Source organism: Streptomyces sp. TOM-9, assembly GCF_056858595.1.
Window position 1 is genome coordinate 6,800,364 of record NZ_JBXEQB010000001.1, and the last position, 18,619, is coordinate 6,818,982.

At 74.2% G+C, this 18,619-nt stretch carries 16 protein-coding genes; 13 read left to right on the top strand and 3 right to left on the bottom strand.

Features of this window, described 5'->3' with window-relative positions:
• Positions 1-74: 74 nt before the first annotated feature.
• Complete coding sequence (locus AC1VWI_RS31685; protein ID WP_499514405.1) at positions 75-1,058, bottom strand: TAXI family TRAP transporter solute-binding subunit; 984 nt, start codon at positions 1,056-1,058, stop codon at positions 75-77.
• Between the two features lie 131 nt (positions 1,059-1,189).
• On the opposite strand from AC1VWI_RS31685, the gene AC1VWI_RS31690 reads away from it, so the two are divergent.
• The 4 genes from AC1VWI_RS31690 to AC1VWI_RS31705 all read left to right on the top strand — a co-directional run bounded on the left by AC1VWI_RS31690 (position 1,190) and on the right by AC1VWI_RS31705 (position 4,785).
• A complete protein-coding gene (locus tag AC1VWI_RS31690) occupies positions 1,190-2,077 on the top strand; it encodes an MBL fold metallo-hydrolase (RefSeq protein ID WP_499514406.1) in 888 nt (295 codons plus the stop codon).
• A 122-nt stretch (positions 2,078-2,199) separates the two neighbouring features.
• On the top strand, positions 2,200-3,690 hold the full coding sequence (gene miaB / locus AC1VWI_RS31695; protein ID WP_499516966.1) for a tRNA (N6-isopentenyl adenosine(37)-C2)-methylthiotransferase MiaB: 1,491 nt from the start codon (positions 2,200-2,202) through the stop codon (positions 3,688-3,690).
• Between the two features lie 44 nt (positions 3,691-3,734).
• On the top strand, positions 3,735-4,064 hold the full coding sequence (locus AC1VWI_RS31700; RefSeq protein ID WP_499514407.1) for a hypothetical protein: 330 nt from the start codon (positions 3,735-3,737) through the stop codon (positions 4,062-4,064).
• A gap of 25 nt (positions 4,065-4,089) precedes the next feature.
• Positions 4,090-4,785 carry a class III extradiol dioxygenase subunit B-like domain-containing protein gene (locus AC1VWI_RS31705; RefSeq protein ID WP_499514408.1) on the top strand — a complete coding sequence of 232 codons (696 nt, stop codon included), beginning with the start codon at positions 4,090-4,092 and terminating at the stop codon, positions 4,783-4,785.
• A gap of 30 nt (positions 4,786-4,815) precedes the next feature.
• Here AC1VWI_RS31705 and AC1VWI_RS31710 read toward each other — a convergent pair whose 3' ends face one another.
• Positions 4,816-5,055, bottom strand: a complete 240-nt coding sequence (locus AC1VWI_RS31710; protein ID WP_499514409.1) for an antitoxin — start codon at positions 5,053-5,055, stop codon at positions 4,816-4,818.
• Between the two features lie 108 nt (positions 5,056-5,163).
• On the opposite strand from AC1VWI_RS31710, the gene miaA reads away from it, so the two are divergent.
• From miaA to hflX, 6 genes are all read left to right on the top strand, one after another.
• Positions 5,164-6,105: a tRNA (adenosine(37)-N6)-dimethylallyltransferase MiaA gene (gene miaA, locus AC1VWI_RS31715; protein WP_499514410.1), complete on the top strand. Its 942-nt coding sequence runs from the start codon at positions 5,164-5,166 to the stop codon at positions 6,103-6,105.
• Positions 6,106-6,204: 99 nt separating this feature from the next.
• The gene (locus AC1VWI_RS31720; RefSeq protein WP_499516967.1) at positions 6,205-6,681 is read left to right on the top strand and encodes a hypothetical protein; all 477 of its coding nucleotides are present in this window, start codon (positions 6,205-6,207) and stop codon (positions 6,679-6,681) included.
• Between the two features lie 16 nt (positions 6,682-6,697).
• On the top strand, positions 6,698-7,576 hold the full coding sequence (gene dapF / locus AC1VWI_RS31725; RefSeq protein ID WP_499514411.1) for a diaminopimelate epimerase: 879 nt from the start codon (positions 6,698-6,700) through the stop codon (positions 7,574-7,576).
• A gap of 152 nt (positions 7,577-7,728) precedes the next feature.
• A complete protein-coding gene (locus AC1VWI_RS31730) occupies positions 7,729-9,861 on the top strand; it encodes a RelA/SpoT family protein (protein WP_499514412.1) in 2,133 nt (710 codons plus the stop codon).
• Between the two features lie 72 nt (positions 9,862-9,933).
• Positions 9,934-11,418: a M1 family metallopeptidase gene (locus AC1VWI_RS31735; protein ID WP_499514413.1), complete on the top strand. Its 1,485-nt coding sequence runs from the start codon at positions 9,934-9,936 to the stop codon at positions 11,416-11,418.
• Between the two features lie 145 nt (positions 11,419-11,563).
• The gene (hflX, locus tag AC1VWI_RS31740; protein WP_499514414.1) at positions 11,564-13,063 is read left to right on the top strand and encodes a GTPase HflX; all 1,500 of its coding nucleotides are present in this window, start codon (positions 11,564-11,566) and stop codon (positions 13,061-13,063) included.
• A 69-nt stretch (positions 13,064-13,132) separates the two neighbouring features.
• Here hflX and AC1VWI_RS31745 read toward each other — a convergent pair whose 3' ends face one another.
• The gene (locus tag AC1VWI_RS31745; protein ID WP_499514415.1) at positions 13,133-14,308 is read right to left on the bottom strand and encodes a trypsin-like serine peptidase; all 1,176 of its coding nucleotides are present in this window, start codon (positions 14,306-14,308) and stop codon (positions 13,133-13,135) included.
• 203 nt (positions 14,309-14,511) lie between these two features.
• On the opposite strand from AC1VWI_RS31745, the gene AC1VWI_RS31750 reads away from it, so the two are divergent.
• The 3 genes from AC1VWI_RS31750 to AC1VWI_RS31760 all read left to right on the top strand — a co-directional run bounded on the left by AC1VWI_RS31750 (position 14,512) and on the right by AC1VWI_RS31760 (position 18,598).
• Positions 14,512-15,894 carry a diaminobutyrate--2-oxoglutarate transaminase family protein gene (locus AC1VWI_RS31750; RefSeq protein ID WP_499516968.1) on the top strand — a complete coding sequence of 461 codons (1,383 nt, stop codon included), beginning with the start codon at positions 14,512-14,514 and terminating at the stop codon, positions 15,892-15,894.
• 67 nt (positions 15,895-15,961) lie between these two features.
• Complete coding sequence (locus AC1VWI_RS31755; protein WP_499514416.1) at positions 15,962-17,827, top strand: IucA/IucC family protein; 1,866 nt, start codon at positions 15,962-15,964, stop codon at positions 17,825-17,827.
• Positions 17,828-17,848: 21 nt separating this feature from the next.
• Positions 17,849-18,598: a GNAT family N-acetyltransferase gene (locus AC1VWI_RS31760; RefSeq protein ID WP_499514417.1), complete on the top strand. Its 750-nt coding sequence runs from the start codon at positions 17,849-17,851 to the stop codon at positions 18,596-18,598.
• The last annotated feature ends 21 nt before the right edge of the window (positions 18,599-18,619 follow it).

The following is an 18,619-nucleotide window of genomic DNA, read 5'->3' on the forward strand; positions in this document are numbered from 1 at the left end:
GGGGATGAACATCGTCCCCGGGGCGGGGAACGATCACATGTCGGGCGGAATGGTCCGTACCGGTGCTGGATCGCCTAGGGCTTCACGGACCGGTAGTAGCGCTCGGCGCCGGCGTGCAGCCGCAACGGGTCGGTGAAGACCGCCGTCCGCAGGTCCATCAGCTGGGCGGCGTGCACCTCCTGACCGATCCGGTCACGGCTGTCGATCACCGTGCGGGTGAGGCGGTCCACCAGCCCGGTGTCCGTCCGGTCCGTGGTGATCAGCAGGTTGGCCACGGCGATCGTCTGCACCGCGCGGCCGCCTTGGACCATGGGGTACGCGTCGGCCGGCATGACCGCCTGCCGGTAGTACGTCGACTCGTCGCTCTCGGCGTGCAGCCTGGCCACCAGGTCGCCGAGCTGCACCAGCTTCACGTCGGTGGTCTCCGCCAGGTTCGCGATGGTCTTGGTCGGCAGTCCGCCCGACCAGAAGAACGCGTCCAGCTCCCCCTGGCGCAGCATCTCCGGCGCCCGGTCGATGCCGACCGTCCGGCGCCGCACGTCGCCCGGCTCCCCGAGCCCGGCCGCCTCGAGCAGCCGCTGCGCTATCAGGTTCACGCCGGAGCTGGGCTGGCCGATCCCCACCCGCAGCCCGCGCAGGTCCTTCGCCGACCTCACGGGCGAGTCGGCGGGCACCACGAGCTGCATGTAGTCGTCGTACAGCCGGGCGCAGGCACGCAGCCGCCCCGCGCCCGGGCCGTCGTAGTCGGCGACGGCGTCGGCCGCGGCGATCGCGAAATCGGCCTTGCCGGTCGCGACCCGCCGGACGTTGTCCACGGACCCCTCGGACCGCACCAGGCGCACCGGCACCCCGGGCAGGTCGGTGTGCAGGTAGGGCTGGAGCCGCTTCCCGTACGTGTCGTACACGCCGTTGCGCACACCGGTGGCGAAGTCGACCCGGTCCTTTGGGTACGACGGCCCGTCGGAGGGCAGCACCCACCACAGCAGCAGCGCGACCGACGCCGCCACCGCCAGCACGGCCTGCACGGCCCTGCGTCTGCCGATACGGGGGAACTCCATCCCCGCGATAGTGCCAGGCCCGGCGGCGCCGCGGCCAGCGCCGTCCTGCCGCGTCCGGATCCCGGACGTGACGGCCCGCCCCACGGGGAACACTCGTCCCAGGGCGCACCCCGTACGAAGGGAGGCCCCGCATGGGACGCACGGTGAGCTGGACGGTGGGCGACCTCGTCGTGCACCGCGTCGACGAGACCACGCTGCCCGCGGCGACCGGACGGCGGCTGCTGCCCGCCGCGACCCCGCAGGTGGTGGCGGGAGCGCCGTGGCTGCGGCCGGACTTCACCGCCCCCGACGGCACGCTCCTGCTGGCCACCCACACCTTCGCCGTGGCGGCCGGCGGCCTGCGCGTCCTGGTGGACACCGGGATCGGCAACGGCAAGACCCGGTCCGACCCCGCGTGGCACCGGCTCGCCACCGACTACCCACGGAGGCTGGCGGAGGCGGGCTTCCCGCCGCACGCCGTGGACCTGGTGATCCTCACCCACCTGCACACCGACCACGTCGGCTGGAACACCCGTGACGACGGCGGCACCTGGGTGCCCGCCTTCCCCCGCGCCCGTTACCTGGTCTCCCGTGCCGAATGGGACCACTGGGCGGGCACGGACCTGGACGACGACCACCGGCAGGTCTTCCGCGACTCGGTGCTGCCGGTCCGCGACGCCGGACTGCTCGACCTGGCCGACGTCACCGACGCCCCCGTGGAGGCGGCCCCCGGCATCCGTCTCCTGGCGGTGCCCGGGCACACCCCGGGGCAGCTCGCGGTGGAGCTGCACGGCGCCGGGCGGTCCGCGGTGGTCACCGGCGACAGCTTCCACCACCCCGTGCAGATCGCCGACCCCGCGATCACCAGCACCGCCGACTCCGACGCGGCCCTGGCCGTACGCACCCGCCGCGCGCTGCTCACCGCGTACGCGGGTACGGACACCCTGCTGCTCGGCACCCACTTCCCGCCGCCCACCGCGGGCACCGTCGTCCCGGAGGCGGGCGGCCACCGCCTCCTCGCCGAGCCACCCGGCACCTGATGCGGCGGGCGCCGCCCGGTGCCGTCCGCAGCCGTCCGCAGCCGTCCGCGCGGGGGCGGGCGCGGGCACGAGCGCGCGCGGCGCGCCCTTACCCTGGATGGGTGCAGCGTGAAGAGCAGGGTGTGAAGAGCTACGAGATCCGCACCTACGGGTGCCAGATGAACGTCCACGACTCCGAGCGGCTGGCAGGCCTCCTGGAGGCGGCCGGCTACGTCCGCGCGCCCAAGGACGAGGACGGCACGGTGTCCGCGGACGTCGTCGTCTTCAACACCTGCGCGGTCCGGGAGAACGCCGACAACCGCCTGTACGGCAACCTCGGCCGCCTGGCGCCGCAGAAGGCCGCCCGGCCGGGCATGCAGATCGCCGTCGGCGGCTGCCTGGCGCAGAAGGACCGGGACACGATCGTCAAGAAGGCCCCGTGGGTCGACGTCGTCTTCGGCACCCACAACATCGGCAGCCTCCCCGTGCTGCTGGAGCGAGCCAGGATCGCCGAAGAGGCGCAGGTCGAGATCGCCGAGTCGCTGGAGACCTTCCCGTCCACGCTGCCGACGCGGCGCGAGTCGGCCTACGCGGCGTGGGTGTCGATCTCGGTCGGCTGCAACAACACCTGCACCTTCTGCATCGTCCCCGCGCTGCGCGGCAAGGAGAAGGACCGCCGACCCGGCGACATCCTCGCCGAGGTCGAGGCGCTGGTCGCCGAGGGCGTCACCGAGGTCACCCTGCTCGGCCAGAACGTCAACGCCTACGGCTCCGACATCGGCGACCGCGAGGCCTTCAGCAAACTGCTGCGCGCCTGCGGGAAGATCGAGGGCCTGGAGCGGGTCCGCTTCACCTCGCCCCATCCGCGCGACTTCACCGACGACGTGATCGCGGCCATGGCCGAGACCCCGAACGTGATGCACCAGCTGCACATGCCGCTGCAGTCCGGCTCCGACGCCGTGCTGCGCGCGATGCGCCGCTCGTACCGGCAGGACCGCTACCTCGGCATCATCGAGAAGGTGCGCGCGGCCATGCCGGACGCCGCCATCTCCACCGACATCATCGTGGGCTTCCCCGGCGAGACCGAGGAGGACTTCGCGCAGACGCTGCACGTGGTCCGCGAGGCGCGCTTCGCGCAGGCCTTCACCTTCCAGTACTCCAAGCGCCCGGGCACGCCCGCCGCCGAGATGGAGGGGCAGGTGCCCAAGGCGGTCGTCCAGGAGCGCTACGAGCGGCTGGTCGCCCTGCAGGAGGAGATCTCCTGGGCCGAGAACAAGAAGCAGGTCGGCCGCGTCCTGGAGGTGCTGGTCGCCGAGGGCGAGGGCCGCAAGGACGACGCCACGCACCGCCTGTCCGGCCGCGCCCCCGACAACCGCCTGGTGCACTTCGCGCCGCCCGCCGAGCCCGTCCGCCCCGGCGACATGGTCATGGCGGAGATCACCTACGCCGCGCCGCACCACCTGCTCGCCGAGAGCCCGGCCTTCGGCGTCCGCCGCACTGCGGCGGGCGACGCCTGGGAGCGGCGTACCTCGGCCGCGGCGGCCAAGCCCGCGGGTGTCATGCTGGGCCTGCCGACGATCGGCGCGCCCGTTCCGGCAGCGGCGGCGGCCGCGCCGGGCTGCGGCTGCGACTGACGGAGCGGGGACCGCGAGGTCCGCGGAGACGAGGGGGGACACGGATGGCTCGTTGGGGGCTCTTCGCCGAGGAGACCGTGGGCAGCGGTGACGCCAGGCGCTGGGAGTTCGAGCTCCTCGGCCACGCCGAGGGCACGCGCGAGGAGGCGCTGGGCAAGCTGGAGGAAGCGGCGCTGGCCTACCGGCCCAGCAAGCCGTTCAGCGTGCGGCGCAGCTGGCTGTACCGCTCGGGGGAGGGGTTCGTCCAGGTCAACGAGGGTGTGACCACGACCTACATCTGCCGTTTCACGGTCGCCGAGCTGGTCCGCGACAGCAAGGACCCGAAGGTCGCCGCCACGGCCGAGCCCTGGGACCGCGTGCCCGAGGGCTTCTGAGACGGCGGACGGTAGGGTTCCGATCATGCTGGTCGCCGCCGCCGTCTGCCCCTGTCCGCCGCTGCTCGTGCCCGACGTCGCGTCGGGCGCGGCGCCGGAACTGGACCCGCTGCGCGCCGCCTGCGCCGACGCGTTGGCCGTGCTGGCCGCCGCGCGTGCCGATCTGCTGGTCGTGGTGGGTGCCGCGGACTCCGCGCACGTCTGGGAGGGCGGCGGTACGGGCTCGCTGCGCCCGTTCGGCGTCAACCTGACGGTGCGGCTCGGCGACGGCAGCGACCCCGAGCCCCTGGCCCCGTCGCTGACGCTCGCGGCCTGGCTCCTGACGCAGGCGGGCTCCGCCGCGCCCCTGCACGCCTGCGCCGTGCCCGCGCACGCGCCGGCGGCCAGGATGCTGGAGCTGGGACAGGGACTGGCGGGACTGGCCGACCGGGTGACGCTGCTGGTCATGGGCGACGGCACCACGTCCCGCACGCTCAAGGCTCCCGGCTACCTCGACGAGCGGGCCGAGCCCTTCGACGCCTCCGTGGCGCGCGCCCTCGGTGCCGCCGACACCGGGACGCTGGCGGCCCTGGACGCACGCCTCGCCACCGATCTGGGGGCGGCCGGCCGCGCCCCCTGGCAGGTCCTGGCCGGCGCCGCGGACGGCGCCGGGCTCCACGGACAGCTGCTGTACGACCAGGCGCCCTACGGCGTCGGCTACTTCGTGGCGGCCTGGTCCTAGACCGGCCGGTCCCCGGGGTCCGGGACGTCCTCAGGGCGTGCCCTTGGAGCCGCCCTCCTTGAGGTGCTCCATGGCGTCCTTCGTCTTGTCCACACCCTTGTGGATCTTCCCGCTGTACTTGTGCTTGGTCTTCTCGTCGACCGTGCGCGCGACCTTGTCCAGGCGGGAGCCGATCGACTCGCCGTGGTGCTCCATGAAGTCGCCGGCCTTGGCGCCTGCCCTGGCCTTGGCGTGCTCGGCCTTGGCCTTCAGCGTGTCCTTGAAGCTCATGCGTCACCGTCTCCCGTGGATGCCTTTGCCGGAAATGACCCTTTTCCCGTAAAGATCTTACTCGTCCATGGGTAAATCCGCGCCGCCGGAATTTGCGAAACTGTGCACGTGAGAATCGACGTCCCCCACGTGATCGCCGTCGTCGGCCCCACCGCGGCCGGCAAGTCCGACCTCGGAGTCGCCCTTGCCCAGGCCCTCGACGGCGAGGTGGTCAACGCGGATTCCATGCAGCTCTACCGCGGCATGGACATCGGCACCGCCAAGCTCACCGAGGACGAGCGGCAGGGCGTGCCGCACCATCTGCTCGACATGTGGGACGTCACCCAGGCCGCCAGCGTCGCCGAGTACCAGCGCCTCGCCCGCGCCGAGATCGACCGGCTGCTGGCCGCCGGTCGCACGCCCGTGCTCGTCGGCGGCTCGGGGCTCTACGTGCGCGCCGCCATCGACGCCCTGGAGTTCCCCGGCACCGACCCGCAGGTGCGCGCCCGGCTGGAGGCCGAGCTCGACACGCTCGGCTCCGGCCCGATGCACGCCCGCCTGGCCGCCGTGGACCCGGAGGCGGCCCGCGCGATCCTGCCCGGCAACGGCCGGCGGATCGTCCGCGCGCTGGAGGTCGTGGAGATCACCGGCCGCCCCTTCACGGCCAACCTGCCCGGGCACGACTCGGTGTACGACACCGTCCAGATCGGCGTCGACGTCCCCCGCCCGGAGCTCGACGAACGCATCACGCTGCGGGTCGACCGCATGTGGGAGGCCGGACTGGTCGGCGAGGTGGCCGCCCTGGAGACGGCCGGCCTGCGCGAGGGGCGCACGGCCTCCCGGGCGCTCGGCTACCAGCAGGTGCTGGCCGCGCTGGCCGGGGAGTGCACGGACGCGGAGGCGCGCGCCGAGACCGTCCGCGCCACCAAGCGCTTCGCGCGCCGGCAGGACTCGTGGTTCCGCCGGGACGGCCGGGTGCACTGGCTGGCGGGCCGTGGACAGGAACTGGTCGGCCAGGCGCTCGCCCTGCTCGGCCCCGCCCGGTCGGGCGGTCACAGCCTGATCACGTGATGGCATCGGGACGCCCCAGCGGCACTTGACGCCTCTTCGAGCGTGCCATCATCGAGCATCGGAGCTACGGTGTCGGACTTCTTGGGAGGGCGCGTGGCGATGGAAGCCGGCCCTCGCAACGGACCGCAGCCGGAACACACCGAGCGCACCTCTGGCGAGGAGCTCGAGCCGCGCGACCGGCTCGTGGTGGACGGCCCCCTGGAGGACCCGCTGGACGGGCAGACCCTCGCGGAGGAGGAGCAGTCCTTCCGCGAGCTGCGTCCCGAGCGGCGCCTGCGCGCGTGGCAGCTCGCCCCGATCGTCGCCCTCGGCGTGCTCGGCTCGCTCATGTTCGCCTTCCCGCTGGCCTTCGAGACCGGCGACGGCGGTGCCGTCGTCGCGATGCTCGGCCTCCTGCTGGGCTGCTGCTCCGCGGGCTGGGGGATCATGGCCGCCCGCCGGGTCGGCTACACCTGGCCGGGACTGCCGGCCCGCGGCTCCGGCCGCCGCCCGGACTGGCGCTTCGTGGCGCTGTACGCGGCGATCACGGTGGTGCTCACGCTGCTCGCCTTCTGGCGGGTCGCCCGTCTGCGCTGACCCGTAGACTCGGCGCATGACCAGCGCAGCACCGCAGGGCCTGCCCTTCCTCAAGGGGCACGGCACGGAGAACGACTTCGTGATCATCCCCGACCCCGACGGGGCCCTCGACCTGACCGCGGGGACCGTCGCGCGCCTGTGCGACCGCCGCGCCGGGATCGGCGGCGACGGGGTGCTGCGGGTCGTGCGGTCGGCGAAGCACCCGGAGGCCGCCGCCATGGCCGCCGAGGCCGAGTGGTTCATGGACTACCGCAACAGCGACGGCAGCATCGCGGAGATGTGCGGCAACGGCGTACGGGTCTTCGCCCACTACCTCCGGCGCGCCGGTCTCACCGGTGCCGGGGACGTCGCCGTGGCGACCCGCGCCGGCGTGCGCCGGGTGCACATCGACAAGGACGGCGACATCACCGTCGACATGGGCCGCGCCGCGCTTCCCGCCGGCGAGGTCGAGGTGGCGGTCGGCGAGCGCAGCTGGCCCGCCCGCAACGTGAACATGGGCAACCCGCACGCCGTCGCCTTCGTCGACGACCTCGCCGACGCCGGCAAGCTGCTGGACCCCCCGGCCCACACGCCTGCCGCGGCCTACCCGGACGGTGTGAACGTGGAGTTCGTCGTCGACCGGGGTGAGCGCCACGTCGCCATGCGGGTCCACGAGCGAGGCTCCGGCGAGACCCGTTCCTGCGGCACCGGGGCCTGCGCCGTCATGGTCGCCGCGGCCCGGCGCGACGGCCGCGACCCGGCCGTCACCGGCCGTCCCGAGACGTACCGCGTCGACCTGCCGGGCGGCACCCTGGTGATCACCGAACGTCCCGACGGCACCGTCGAGATGACCGGTCCCGCCGTGATCGTCGCCGAGGGCGTCATCGATCCGGCCTGGCTCGGCGACGGCGGCTGAGGATACCCGCTCCGAGGGCCCGGTATTCGCTCGAACGGGTGATGCCGATCACGCTGGGCGAGAGCGTGGCAGCGGCACGTGATGGGCTCGGTAGCATCAAGCACCGGCACGGAAGCCATCCCGCCGGTGGGTGACGCTGCCGGAGGTGCCGCATGAGACCGGACAACGCAGTGGAGACCGCCCCGGGCGCCGCAGGACGCAGGCGCATCCCCCGGGCCGCGGACCTGCGCCGGCTGGGACGCGCCGCCCTGCTGGGCCCCGGCGGCCGCGCCGGCCGGCTGCCGGAGTCCATCGAGCACATCGCCAAGGTGCACCGCGCCCGACATCCCGGCGCGGACCTCGCCATCCTGCACACCGCATACGTGCTCGCCGAGTCCTCGCACCGCGGCCAGATGCGCAAGAGCGGGGAGCCGTACATCACACACCCGCTCGCCGTGACCCTGATCCTCGCCGAACTCGGCGCGGAGACCACGACGTTGACCGCGTCGCTGCTCCACGACACCGTCGAGGACACCGATGTGACGCTCGATCAGGTGAGGGAGGAGTTCGGCGAGGAGGTCCGCTTCCTCGTCGACGGCGTCACCAAGCTGGAGAAGGTGGACTACGGCGCCGCCGCCGAGCCCGAGACCTTCCGCAAGATGCTCGTCGCCACCGGCAACGACGTCCGCGTCATGTCCATCAAGCTCGCCGACCGGCTGCACAACATGCGCACCCTCGGCGTCATGCGCCCCGAGAAACAGGCCCGCATCGCGAAGGTCACCCGGGACGTGCTGATCCCGCTCGCCGAACGCCTCGGCGTCCAGGCGCTGAAGACCGAACTGGAGGACCTGGTCTTCGCCATCCTCCACCCCGAGGACTACCTCCGCACCACCGAACTCATCCTGGAGCACGCCGCCCTGCCCGATCCGCTGGGCGCAGTCGCCGAGGACGTCCGCAAGGTGCTCCGCGAGGCCGGCATCAGCTCCGAGGTCGAGGTACGGCCCCGGCACGTGGTGTCCGTGCACCGGGTCCGGCTCAAGCGCGGCGGCGCGCAGCCCGGCGGCAGCGACTTCGGGCGGGTGCTGATCCAGGTCGCCGAGGACGCCGACTGCTACGCCGTCCTCGGTGAACTGCACACCTGCTTCACCCCCGTCATCGCGGAGTTCAAGGACTTCATCGCGGCGCCCAAGTTCAACCTGTACCAGTCGCTGCACACCGCCATCCGCGACGGCGAGGGCCGCATCGCCGAAGTCCTCATCCGCACACGGCAGATGCACCACACCGCCGAGGCCGGGGTCATCGCGCTCGGCAACCCGTACGCCACCGCCGAGGCGGCGGAATCCGACGAGGGCGAGAGCGTCGACCCCACGCGCCCCGGCTGGCTGGCCCGGTTGCTGGAGTGGCAGCGCGAGGCCCCCGACCCGGACTTCTTCTGGAGCACCCTGCGCGACGAGCTCGCCCAGGACCGCGAGATCACCGTCTTCTCCGCCGACGGCGGCACCGTGGGCCTGCCCGACGGCGCCACCTGTACCGACGCCGCGTACGCGCTGCACGGTGAGGGCGCCCACTCCTGCGTCGGGGTTCGCGTCAACGGGCGGCTCGCGCCGCTCGGCACGGTCCTGCGGGACGGCGACACCGTCCAGCTCCTGATGGCCGAGGCCACGGACGGGGACGGGGAGGGGTACGGGCCGTCGCCCGAGTGGCTGGAGCACGCCCGCACCCCGGCCGCCCGGATCGCCATCGCCCGCTGGCTGGAGGCCCACCCGGCGGCCACCGCCGAGGAGGAGCCGGCCGCCCCCGCCGTCCGCACCGCCGCAACGGCCGCCCGCAGGGCCGCAGAACCGCTCGCGGACACCGACCCGCCCGGGACCGCCGTCCGCATGGCCCGCTGCTGCACGCCCGTGCCGCCCGACGGGATCACCGGCTTCCCCATCCGCGGCGGCACCGTCGCCGTGCACCGCAGCGAGTGTCCCGTCGCCGCGCGCATGGCCGCCTCGGGCCGCGCCAGGGTCGCCGTCCACTGGCGCTCCGACGCCCCCGTCACCGGCCACCGGGCCACCCTCTACGCCGAGGCGCTCGGCCGGCCCCGGCTGCTCGCCGACCTCACCGAGGTGATCGCCACCCAGGGCGTCGCCATCGTCTACGCCGCCGTGGAGCCGCCGCAGGAGCACCGCGTACGCCACACCTACACCGTCGAACTGCCCGACCCGGAAGCGCTGCCCGCCCTCATGCGCGCCATGCGCGCCGTCCCCGGTGTGTACGACGTGTACCGCGCCCAGGAGGCCGTGGCCGCCGCGCAGCCGTAGAGGAGTACCCGATCGGGTGGGGTGCTGACGTGCCGCCTTCGGGCGGGCACGGTGCGCTGATACCGGTATCCCATGATCGGATCCTTTGCGCGCCGTGCCACCGTCACCGCGGCGGCCGTGGTGGCGCTCACCGCGGCCGGACTGCCCGGCGACGCGACGCCCGCGGGGCTCGGTGACCGGCTCTACCCCGAACTCGGCAACCCCGGGTACGACGTCTACGACTACGACATCTCGTTCACCTACCGCGGCAACGACCGGCCCCTGGACACGGTGACCCGGGTCGACGCGCTCGCCACGGACACCCTCGACCGCTTCCACCTCGACTTCCGCGGCGACGTCCGTTCCGTCGAGGTCAACGGCCGCCGGGCGGCGTTCCGCACCTGGCGCGAGGAACTCGTCGTCACCCCCGCCTTCCCGGTACCGCGCGGCGACCGCCTGCGGGTGACCGTCGTCCACACCAGCGACCCCGCGGCCAAGGGCGACACCGGCTGGATCCGCACCAAGGACGGCCTGGCCATGGCCAACCAGGCAGCCGCGGCCCACACCGTCTTCCCCTGCAACGACCACCCCTCGGACAAGGCCCGCTTCGCCTTCCACGTCACCGCGCCGAACGACCTCACCGTCGTCGCAAACGGCCTGCCCGAGACGGCCGTCCGCAAGGGCCCCGTGACGACCTGGAACTACCGCACCGTCCACGTGATGGCCACCGAGCTCGCCCAGGTCTCCATCGGCCGCTCCGCGGTGCTGCGCCGCACCGGCCCCGGCGGCCTCCCGCTGCGCGACGTCGTCGGCTCCGCCGACCCCGACCGGGCCGAACTGGAGAAGCGCCTGGCGATGACCGCCGGGCAGATCGCGTGGATGGAGCAGCAGGTCGGTCCGTACCCCTTCGAGACGTACGGCATCCTCAGCGCCGACACCGTCACCGGCTTCGAGCTGGAGACCCAGACCCTCTCGCTCTTCGAGCGGCGGGTGCTGCTGTCCCGCGAGGCCGACGCGGCGCCGGTGATGGTGCACGAACTGGCCCACCAGTGGTTCGGCGACAGCGTCTCGCCCGCGACCTGGTCCGACCTGTGGCTCAACGAGGGGCACGCCACCTGGTACCAGTGGCGCTACGCCGCCGAGCACTACCACGAGCTCACGCTGGAGCAGCTCGCCAAGGCCGCATACGGCGCCGACGCGCGTCTGCGCCGCGACGGCGGCCCGGCCGCCGCCCCCAAGCCGCCCGGCGCCGACGGCAAGCTCGGCATCTTCCGCGGCAACGTCTACTACGGCGGAGCGCTCGTGCTGTACGCGCTGCGCCAGGAGATGGGCGCCGACGCCTTCCAGCGGCTGGAGCGGGCCTGGGTCGCCCGCCACCGCGACGGGGTCGCCTCCACCCGGGACTTCATCGCCCTCGCCTCCGAGGTCGCCGGCCGCGACCTGGGCGGCTTCCTCGGCGCCTGGCTCTACGGCCCGACCACGCCCCCGATGCCCGGCCACCCCGACTGGAAGCGCTCCGTGCCCGCCAAACCGGTGCACGGTCCCGCGCACCGGCGCAAGGCGGGGAAAGTCGCGTGACCCGGCGGCGACGACCGTGCGACCATCTAGGTGCGGCGACGGCGGCGTGCCCGGGCCGGGGGAATCCTCCGGGTCCGTGCGGCGTTGTCTCCGTACGAGGGGCGGGAGCCCCCCGTTCCCGTCGATCTTCCGAGCAAAGGATCCAATGACCTCCTCTTCCTCCTCTTCTTCTGCCCGCAGCCGCCAGCGCCTCCCCGAGAGCCTTCGGGCCGACGCCCTGATGGAAGAGGACGTCGCCTGGAGTCACGAGATCGACGGAGAGCGTGACGGCGACCAGTTCGACCGCTCCGAGCGAGCGTCGCTGCGCCGCGTCGCGGGCCTCTCCACCGAGCTCGAGGACATCACCGAGGTCGAGTACCGCCAGCTCCGCCTGGAGCGGGTCGTGCTCGTCGGGGTGTGGACGGACGGCACGGTCCAGGACGCCGAGAACTCCCTCGCGGAGCTCGCCGCCCTCGCCGAGACCGCCGGCGCCCTCGTCCTGGACGGTGTCATCCAGCGCCGTGACAAACCGGACCCGGCCACCTACATCGGTTCCGGCAAGGCCCAGGAGCTGCGCGACATCGTCATGGAGAGCGGTGCGGACACCGTGGTCTGCGACGGTGAACTCAGCCCCGGCCAGCTCATCCACCTCGAGGACGTCGTCAAGGTCAAGGTCGTCGACCGCACCGCGCTGATCCTCGACATCTTCGCCCAGCACGCCAAGAGCCGTGAGGGCAAGGCCCAGGTCTCGCTCGCGCAGATGCAGTACATGCTGCCGCGGCTGCGAGGCTGGGGTCAGTCGCTGTCCCGGCAGATGGGTGGCGGTGGCGCCGGCTCCTCGGGCGGCGGCATGGCGACCCGTGGTCCCGGTGAGACCAAGATCGAGACCGACCGGCGGCGCATCCGCGAGAAGATGGCCAAGATGCGCCGGGAGATCGCGGAGATGAAGACCAGCCGCGACCTGAAGCGCCAGGAGCGCAAGCGCCACAAGGTGCCCTCGGTGGCGATCGCCGGATACACCAACGCCGGCAAGTCCTCGCTGCTCAACCGGCTCACCGGCGCGGGCGTCCTGGTGGAGAACGCGCTGTTCGCCACCCTGGACCCGACCGTGCGCCGGGCGGAGACCCCGAGCGGCCGGCTCTACACCCTGGCCGACACCGTCGGTTTTGTGCGGCACCTGCCGCACCACCTGGTCGAGGCGTTCCGCTCCACCATGGAGGAGGTCGCCGAGGCCGACCTCATCCTGCACGTGGTGGACGGCTCGCACCCCAACCCGGACGAGCAGCTCGCCGCCGTGCGCGAGGTCTTCCGCGACGTCGGCGCGCTGGACGTGCCGGAGATCGTGGTGATCAACAAGGCGGACGCCGCCGACCCGGTGGTGCTGCAGTCCCTGCTGCGCCGCGAGAGGCACGCCATCGCCGTCTCCGCCCGCACCGGGCGGGGCATCGCGGAGCTGCTCGCCATGATCGACGACGAGCTGCCGCGGCCCGCCGTCGAGATCGAGGCCCTGGTGCCGTACACGCGCGGTGCGCTCGTCGCCCGCGTCCACGCGGACGGCGAGGTGCTCTCCGAGGAGCACACCGGCGAGGGCACCCTGCTCAAGGCGCGGGTGCACGACGAGCTCGCGGCGGAGCTCGAGCCGTTCGCGCTGGTCGCGCGCCGCTAGGCGGTACGCACGTACGAGGAGGGCCCGCCCCCGGCCGGGGGCGGGCCCTCCTCGTGTCCGGCGGCGGTGTCAGCCGCGGATCGCGTCGAAGACCTCCTCGGCCTCCGAGCCCAGGTGCGGTCCGGCCAGCCAGCGCGGACTGTCCTGCGGACCGATGGAGGTGTTGCTGACCAGGGCCGGCTTCCCGCCGGGCCCCCGGGCGAACCAGCCGCCGCCGGAGGAGCCCGCCGTCATGGTGCAGCCGAGCCAGTGCATGGTCGGCGCCCCCGGGTCCAGGGCGAGGCGGACCGGGTCGCCCGAGCAGTGGTACTGCTGGTAGCCGAAGCCGTCGAAGGGGGCCGCGGCGGGGTAGCCGCGGATGTCCATGGAGTCGATGCCGGCCGAGGTGGGCGCGTCGAACCAGACCGGCACCGACGCCCCGACCGTCTCCTCCAGCGACGTGCCGGAGTCCGGGTTGGTCACCTTCAGCACCGCGAAGTCGTAGGGGTAGGCGGAACTCGTCTCCGAGGACTCCCCGCCCCCGTCGATCCACTGCTGGGAGGTCCCCGCCTTCGTCGCCCACCATGTGCCGTAGGGGGCGAGCTGCTCCTTGGTGGCGCTCCGCAGCGCGGCGCCGCTCAGGCCCGTGTCGTTGAAGGACGGAACGAAGACGATGTTGCGGTACCAGCCGCCCTGGGCGCCCGCGTGCACGCAGTGCCCCGCCGTCCACACCAGGTTGCTGCGGCCCGGGTTGGCCGGGTCGCCGACCACGGTCGCCGAGCAGACCGCCTGGCCGTCGGGCATGTCGAAGAGCAGCTTGCCCGTCGCCGGGGAGGCCTGGTGGTACGGGGTCGAAAGGCGCTGCGCCCGGATCGCGGCGGGCTCGCGGTCGGTGGTGCCGTCGTCCACCCGCCCCAGGTCGGGCCGTTGCTCGTCGTCCGGGGTCCCGTCGGCGTTGCGGAGCCGGTCGGCGTCCCAGAGGTCCTTGATGATGGGATTGATGAAGTCGGCCGCGTCGCGCAGCCACTTGTCCTTGTCCCAGTCCTTCCAGCCGCCGTTCTTCAGTGCGTCGGCCCACTGGTCGAGGTCGTCGAGGCTGGTCGGGAGGGCCGTCGGCAGTTGGAGGCCGCCGTCACCGGCCGTCGCGCTGGGTGTCGGGCTCGGCTTGGCGTCGGCGTTGTCGTCGGACGGGCCGCAGGCGGTCGCGGTCACCGCGAGCAGGGCCGCGGCGACGGCGGCCACGGCCAACCGGCTTATCGGTGCCATGGGTTGTGGTCCCCCTGTTGTGAACATGTCGTCTGCCCGCTCAAGGGCAACCCCTCACTGTGCCCTCGAAGGGAGGACGGCGGGCGCCGCACCCGCGGTTCCTCGCCAGGATCTCGGCCCGAGACAGTTGCCGGTAAGCGCGTGCGTCGTTGGTAGCTCCGGGGACGGAGCAGCCGACACCGAGGAGTGAGCACGTGGCCGCCATGCCGAGCGCCAGGAGCCGACCGGCGGTGCACGAGGGCGGGTTCGACGACACCGAGGGCATCCTGCGGCGTCAGTCGGCGCGCGAGTCCGCCGCCCGCACCTACGCCCGCTCGCTGCCCGTCGTCCCCGTGCGCGCCCGCGGCATGACCGTCGAGGGCGCCGACGGCCGCCGCTACCTCGACTGCCTCTCCGGCGCCGGCACCCTCGCCCTCGGCCACAACCACCCCGTCGTCCTGGAGGCCATTCGCGCCGTCCTCGACTCCGGTGCCCCGCTCCACGTGCTGGACCTCGCCACCCCCGTCAAGGACGCCTTCACCACCGCGCTCTTCGATACCCTGCCGCGCGAACTCGCCGACCACGGACGCATCCAGTTCTGCGGCCCGGCCGGCACCGACGCGGTCGAGGCCGCCCTCAAGCTCGTCCGCACCGCCACCGGCCGCAGCGGACTGCTCGCCTTCTCCGGCGGCTACCACGGCATGACCGCCGCCGCCCTCGCCGCCACCGGGGACATCGCCGTGCGGGGCGCGGCCGGCGCCGCCGACGCCCGGATCACCCGGCTCCCCTACCCGTACGACTACCGCTGCCCGTTCGGCGTCGGCGGGGAACACGGCGCCGAACTCTCCGCCCGCCTGACGGAGAACCTGCTCGACGACCCCAAGGGCGGCATCCAGCCCCCCGCGGGCATGCTCCTCGAACCCGTCCAGGGCGAGGGCGGTGTCATCCCCGCCCCCGACACCTGGCTGCGGCGGATGCGCGACCTCACCGCGGCCCGCGGCATCCCGCTCATCGCCGACGAGGTGCAGACCGGCGTGGGGCACACGGGGACCTTCTGGGCCGTCGAGCACAGCGGCGTCGTCCCGGACGTGATGGTGCTGTCCAAGGCGATCGGCGGCAGCCTCCCGCTCGCCGTCATCGTCTACCGCGAGGAACTCGACTCCTGGCAGCCCGGCGCCCACGCGGGCACCTTCCGCGGCAACCAGCTCGCCATGGCCGCGGGCACCGCCACCCTCGCCTACGTGCGGCGCAACGGCCTCGCCGAGCGCGCCGCCGAGCTCGGTGCCCGGATGCTCGCCCGGCTGGGGGCCCTGGCCGCGGAACACCCCTGTGTCGGCGACGTCCGCGGCCGCGGCCTCATGCTGGGCGTCGAACTCGTCGACCCTGACGCCGCCCCCGGCCCACGGGGCGTCCCCCCGACCGCGCCCCGCCTCGCGGCGGCCGTCCGGCGGGCCGCCCTCGACCGCGGCCTCATCGTCGAACTCGGCGGCCGCGACGCCGCCGTGATCCGGCTGCTGCCCCCGCTGACGATCACCGAAGAACAGTCAGAAGCCGTCCTCGACCGCCTCGCCGACGCCCTCGTCGCGGCGACCGCGGTCCGGGCGTGACCTCGTGCCCACCGGCCCCGCCCCGCGGCGGACCGCACCGGGCGCCGACCCCTCACGGAGCGAAGCGATGACCGTACGTCCCGGCGACGAAGCCACCGTGGCAGCCGTCCCCCAGCAGCGCGCCGCCACGGCCGAACTGCCGGGCCGGGCCGAACCGCCGGCCCACGCCGGGCTGCCCGGACCGTCCGCCCCGTCGTCCGGCGACGACCCGCTGGAGCAGGCGGATCCGTGGGCCGCCGCCGACGCGGCCGGCACGGAGGCCCTGCTGCGCTGCTGGGTCCGCGAGACGGGGCTGCCGCGGGAGCCGGACGGCCGCACCCTGCGCGTGCCGCTGCCCGCGAGCGGCGCGGAACTCCTCGTCCCGGTCCTGCACTGGTCGGCCGTCGGCCACCACCGCCTCGGCGCCCCGCGCCCCGCGGCAGGGGGCGCTCCGCTGGACGCCGTCACCCTCGCCGCGCTGCTCGCGCGGGAGGCCGCCGCGGCCGGCCCGGACGGGCCCGGCCTCGTCGCGCGGGTCGCTGACTCCGTACGCCAGACCGCCGCCTTCCTGTCCGCACGCCGCGCCCGCCCCGCCGCCCCCCGGGGTACCCACCCCTTCCTCGACGCCGAGCAGGCCCTCGTCCTGGGCCACCCGTTCCACCCCGCGCCCAAGGGCCGGGAAGGACTCACCGAGGCCGAGGCCGTGGTCTACGCCCCGGAAACGCGCGGGGCCTTCGTCCTGCACTGGCTGTCCGTGCACCGCTCGCTGCTGGCCACCGACTCCGCCTGGACCGAACGCGGCCGCCCGGTCCCCGCCGAGCACCTGCTGGCGGCCCTCGCCGGACCTGAACTCGCCCGGCGGCTCCCCGCCGGCACCGTGGCCCTGCCGCTCCACCCCTGGCAGGCCCGCGAGGTCGTCCACCGCCCGGCGGTGCGCGCACTGCTGGAGGCCGGGCTCCTCCACGACCTCGGCGCCGCGGGCGACCCCTGGCACCCCACGTCCTCGCTGCGCACGGTGTTCCGCCCGGGCGCCCCCGCGATGCTCAAGCTCTCGCTGGCCCTGCGGATCACCAACTCCCGCCGCGAGAACCTCCGCAAGGAACTCCACCGGGGCGTCGAGGTGCACCGGCTGCTCCGGGCCGGCCTCGCCGCGCGCTGGCACGCCGTGCACCCCGGGTTCGACATCGTCCGCGACCCCGCCTGGCTGGCGGTCGGCACCGCCGCCGGCGCCCCCGTACCCGGCCTCGACGTCGTCCTGCGGCACAACCCCTTCGGCCCCGGCGACGAGGTGCGCTGCCTCGCCGGGATCACGGCCCTGCGCCCCGCGCCGGACGGGGGCGCCCTGCGGTCCCGGCTCGGCGAACTGCTGGCCCGGCTCGCGTCGCGTACCGGTCGACCGGTGGCGGCCGTGGCCACCGAGTGGTTCCTGCGCTACCTGGACGCCGTGGTCCGGCCGGTGCTGTGGCTGGACGGCGAGGCGGGCATCGCCCTGGAGGCCCACCAGCAGAACACCCTGGTCGTCCTCGACGCCCACGGCTGGCCGGCCGGCGGCCGCTACCGCGACAACCAGGGCTACTACTTCCGCGAGTCCGCGCGCGCCGGGCTCACCGCCCTGCTGCCCGGGGCCGGCGGGAGCAGCGACACCTTCGTGGCCGACGCCGTGGCGGACGAGCGCTTCGCCTACTACCTCGGGGTCAACAACGTCCTCGGTCTGGTCGGCGCCCTGGGCTCCCAGCGCCTCGCCGACGAACGGGTGCTCCTCGCCGCCCTGCGCCGCTTCCTGGAGCAGGCCGCCCGCACCGGCCGCTCCGGCCTGCCCGCACGGCTGCTGGAGGAACCAGGGCTGCGCTGCAAGGCCAACCTCCTCACCCGGCTGCACGGGATGGACGAGCTGGCCGGCCCCGTCGACACCCAGTCCGTCTACGTCACCGTCCCCAACCCCCTCACCGCCTGACGAGAGGAGGCCGCGACCACCGTGGCGACCGCCGACCCCACCCGCGCCCCCGTGGGCGCGCCCGCGACCGCCGACCCCCGGGACCCCGGTGCCGGGAACGCCGACGACACCCTCGACCTGGAACTGCCGCCCGAGCTCCGCGCGCTCCTCGACGAGGACGTCACCGCCGACGACCGCGCCGGCGGCCCGGCCCCGCTCGACGACCTCCTCGACGGCGTCGCCGACTGGGGCCCGGTCGGCACCCCCGCGGGCACCTTCCAGCTCGTCCCCGTACGCCCCGAGCGCGACCTCCCGGTCATCACCCACTGGATGAACGACCCCGCCGTCGCGGAGTTCTGGGACCTCGCGGGCCGGCCCGAGGTCGCCGAGCGGCACCTGCGCGCCCAGCTCGACGGCGACGGGCGCAGCATGCCCTGCGTCGGGGTCCTCGACGGGGTGCCCATGAGCTACTGGGAGGTGTACCGCGCCGACCTCGACGCGGTGGCCCGCTTCTACCCGGCCCGCCCCCACGACACCGGGCTCCACCTGCTCATCGGTCCCGTCGCCGACCGGGCCCGCGGCCTCGGCGGCACCCTGCTGCGGGCCGTCGCCGACCACGCCCTGCGGCAGCGCCCCCGGTGCACCCGGGTGATCGCCGAGCCCGACCTGCGCAACACCCCGTCCGTGGCCGCCTTCCTCGCCGCGGGCTTCCGCTTCTCCGCGGAGGTCGAGCTGCCCGGCAAGCGGGCCGCGCTGCTGGTCCGCGACCGCGCGCTGCGTCACGTCCTGTGACCGGCCGCGCCGCGGGCGGGC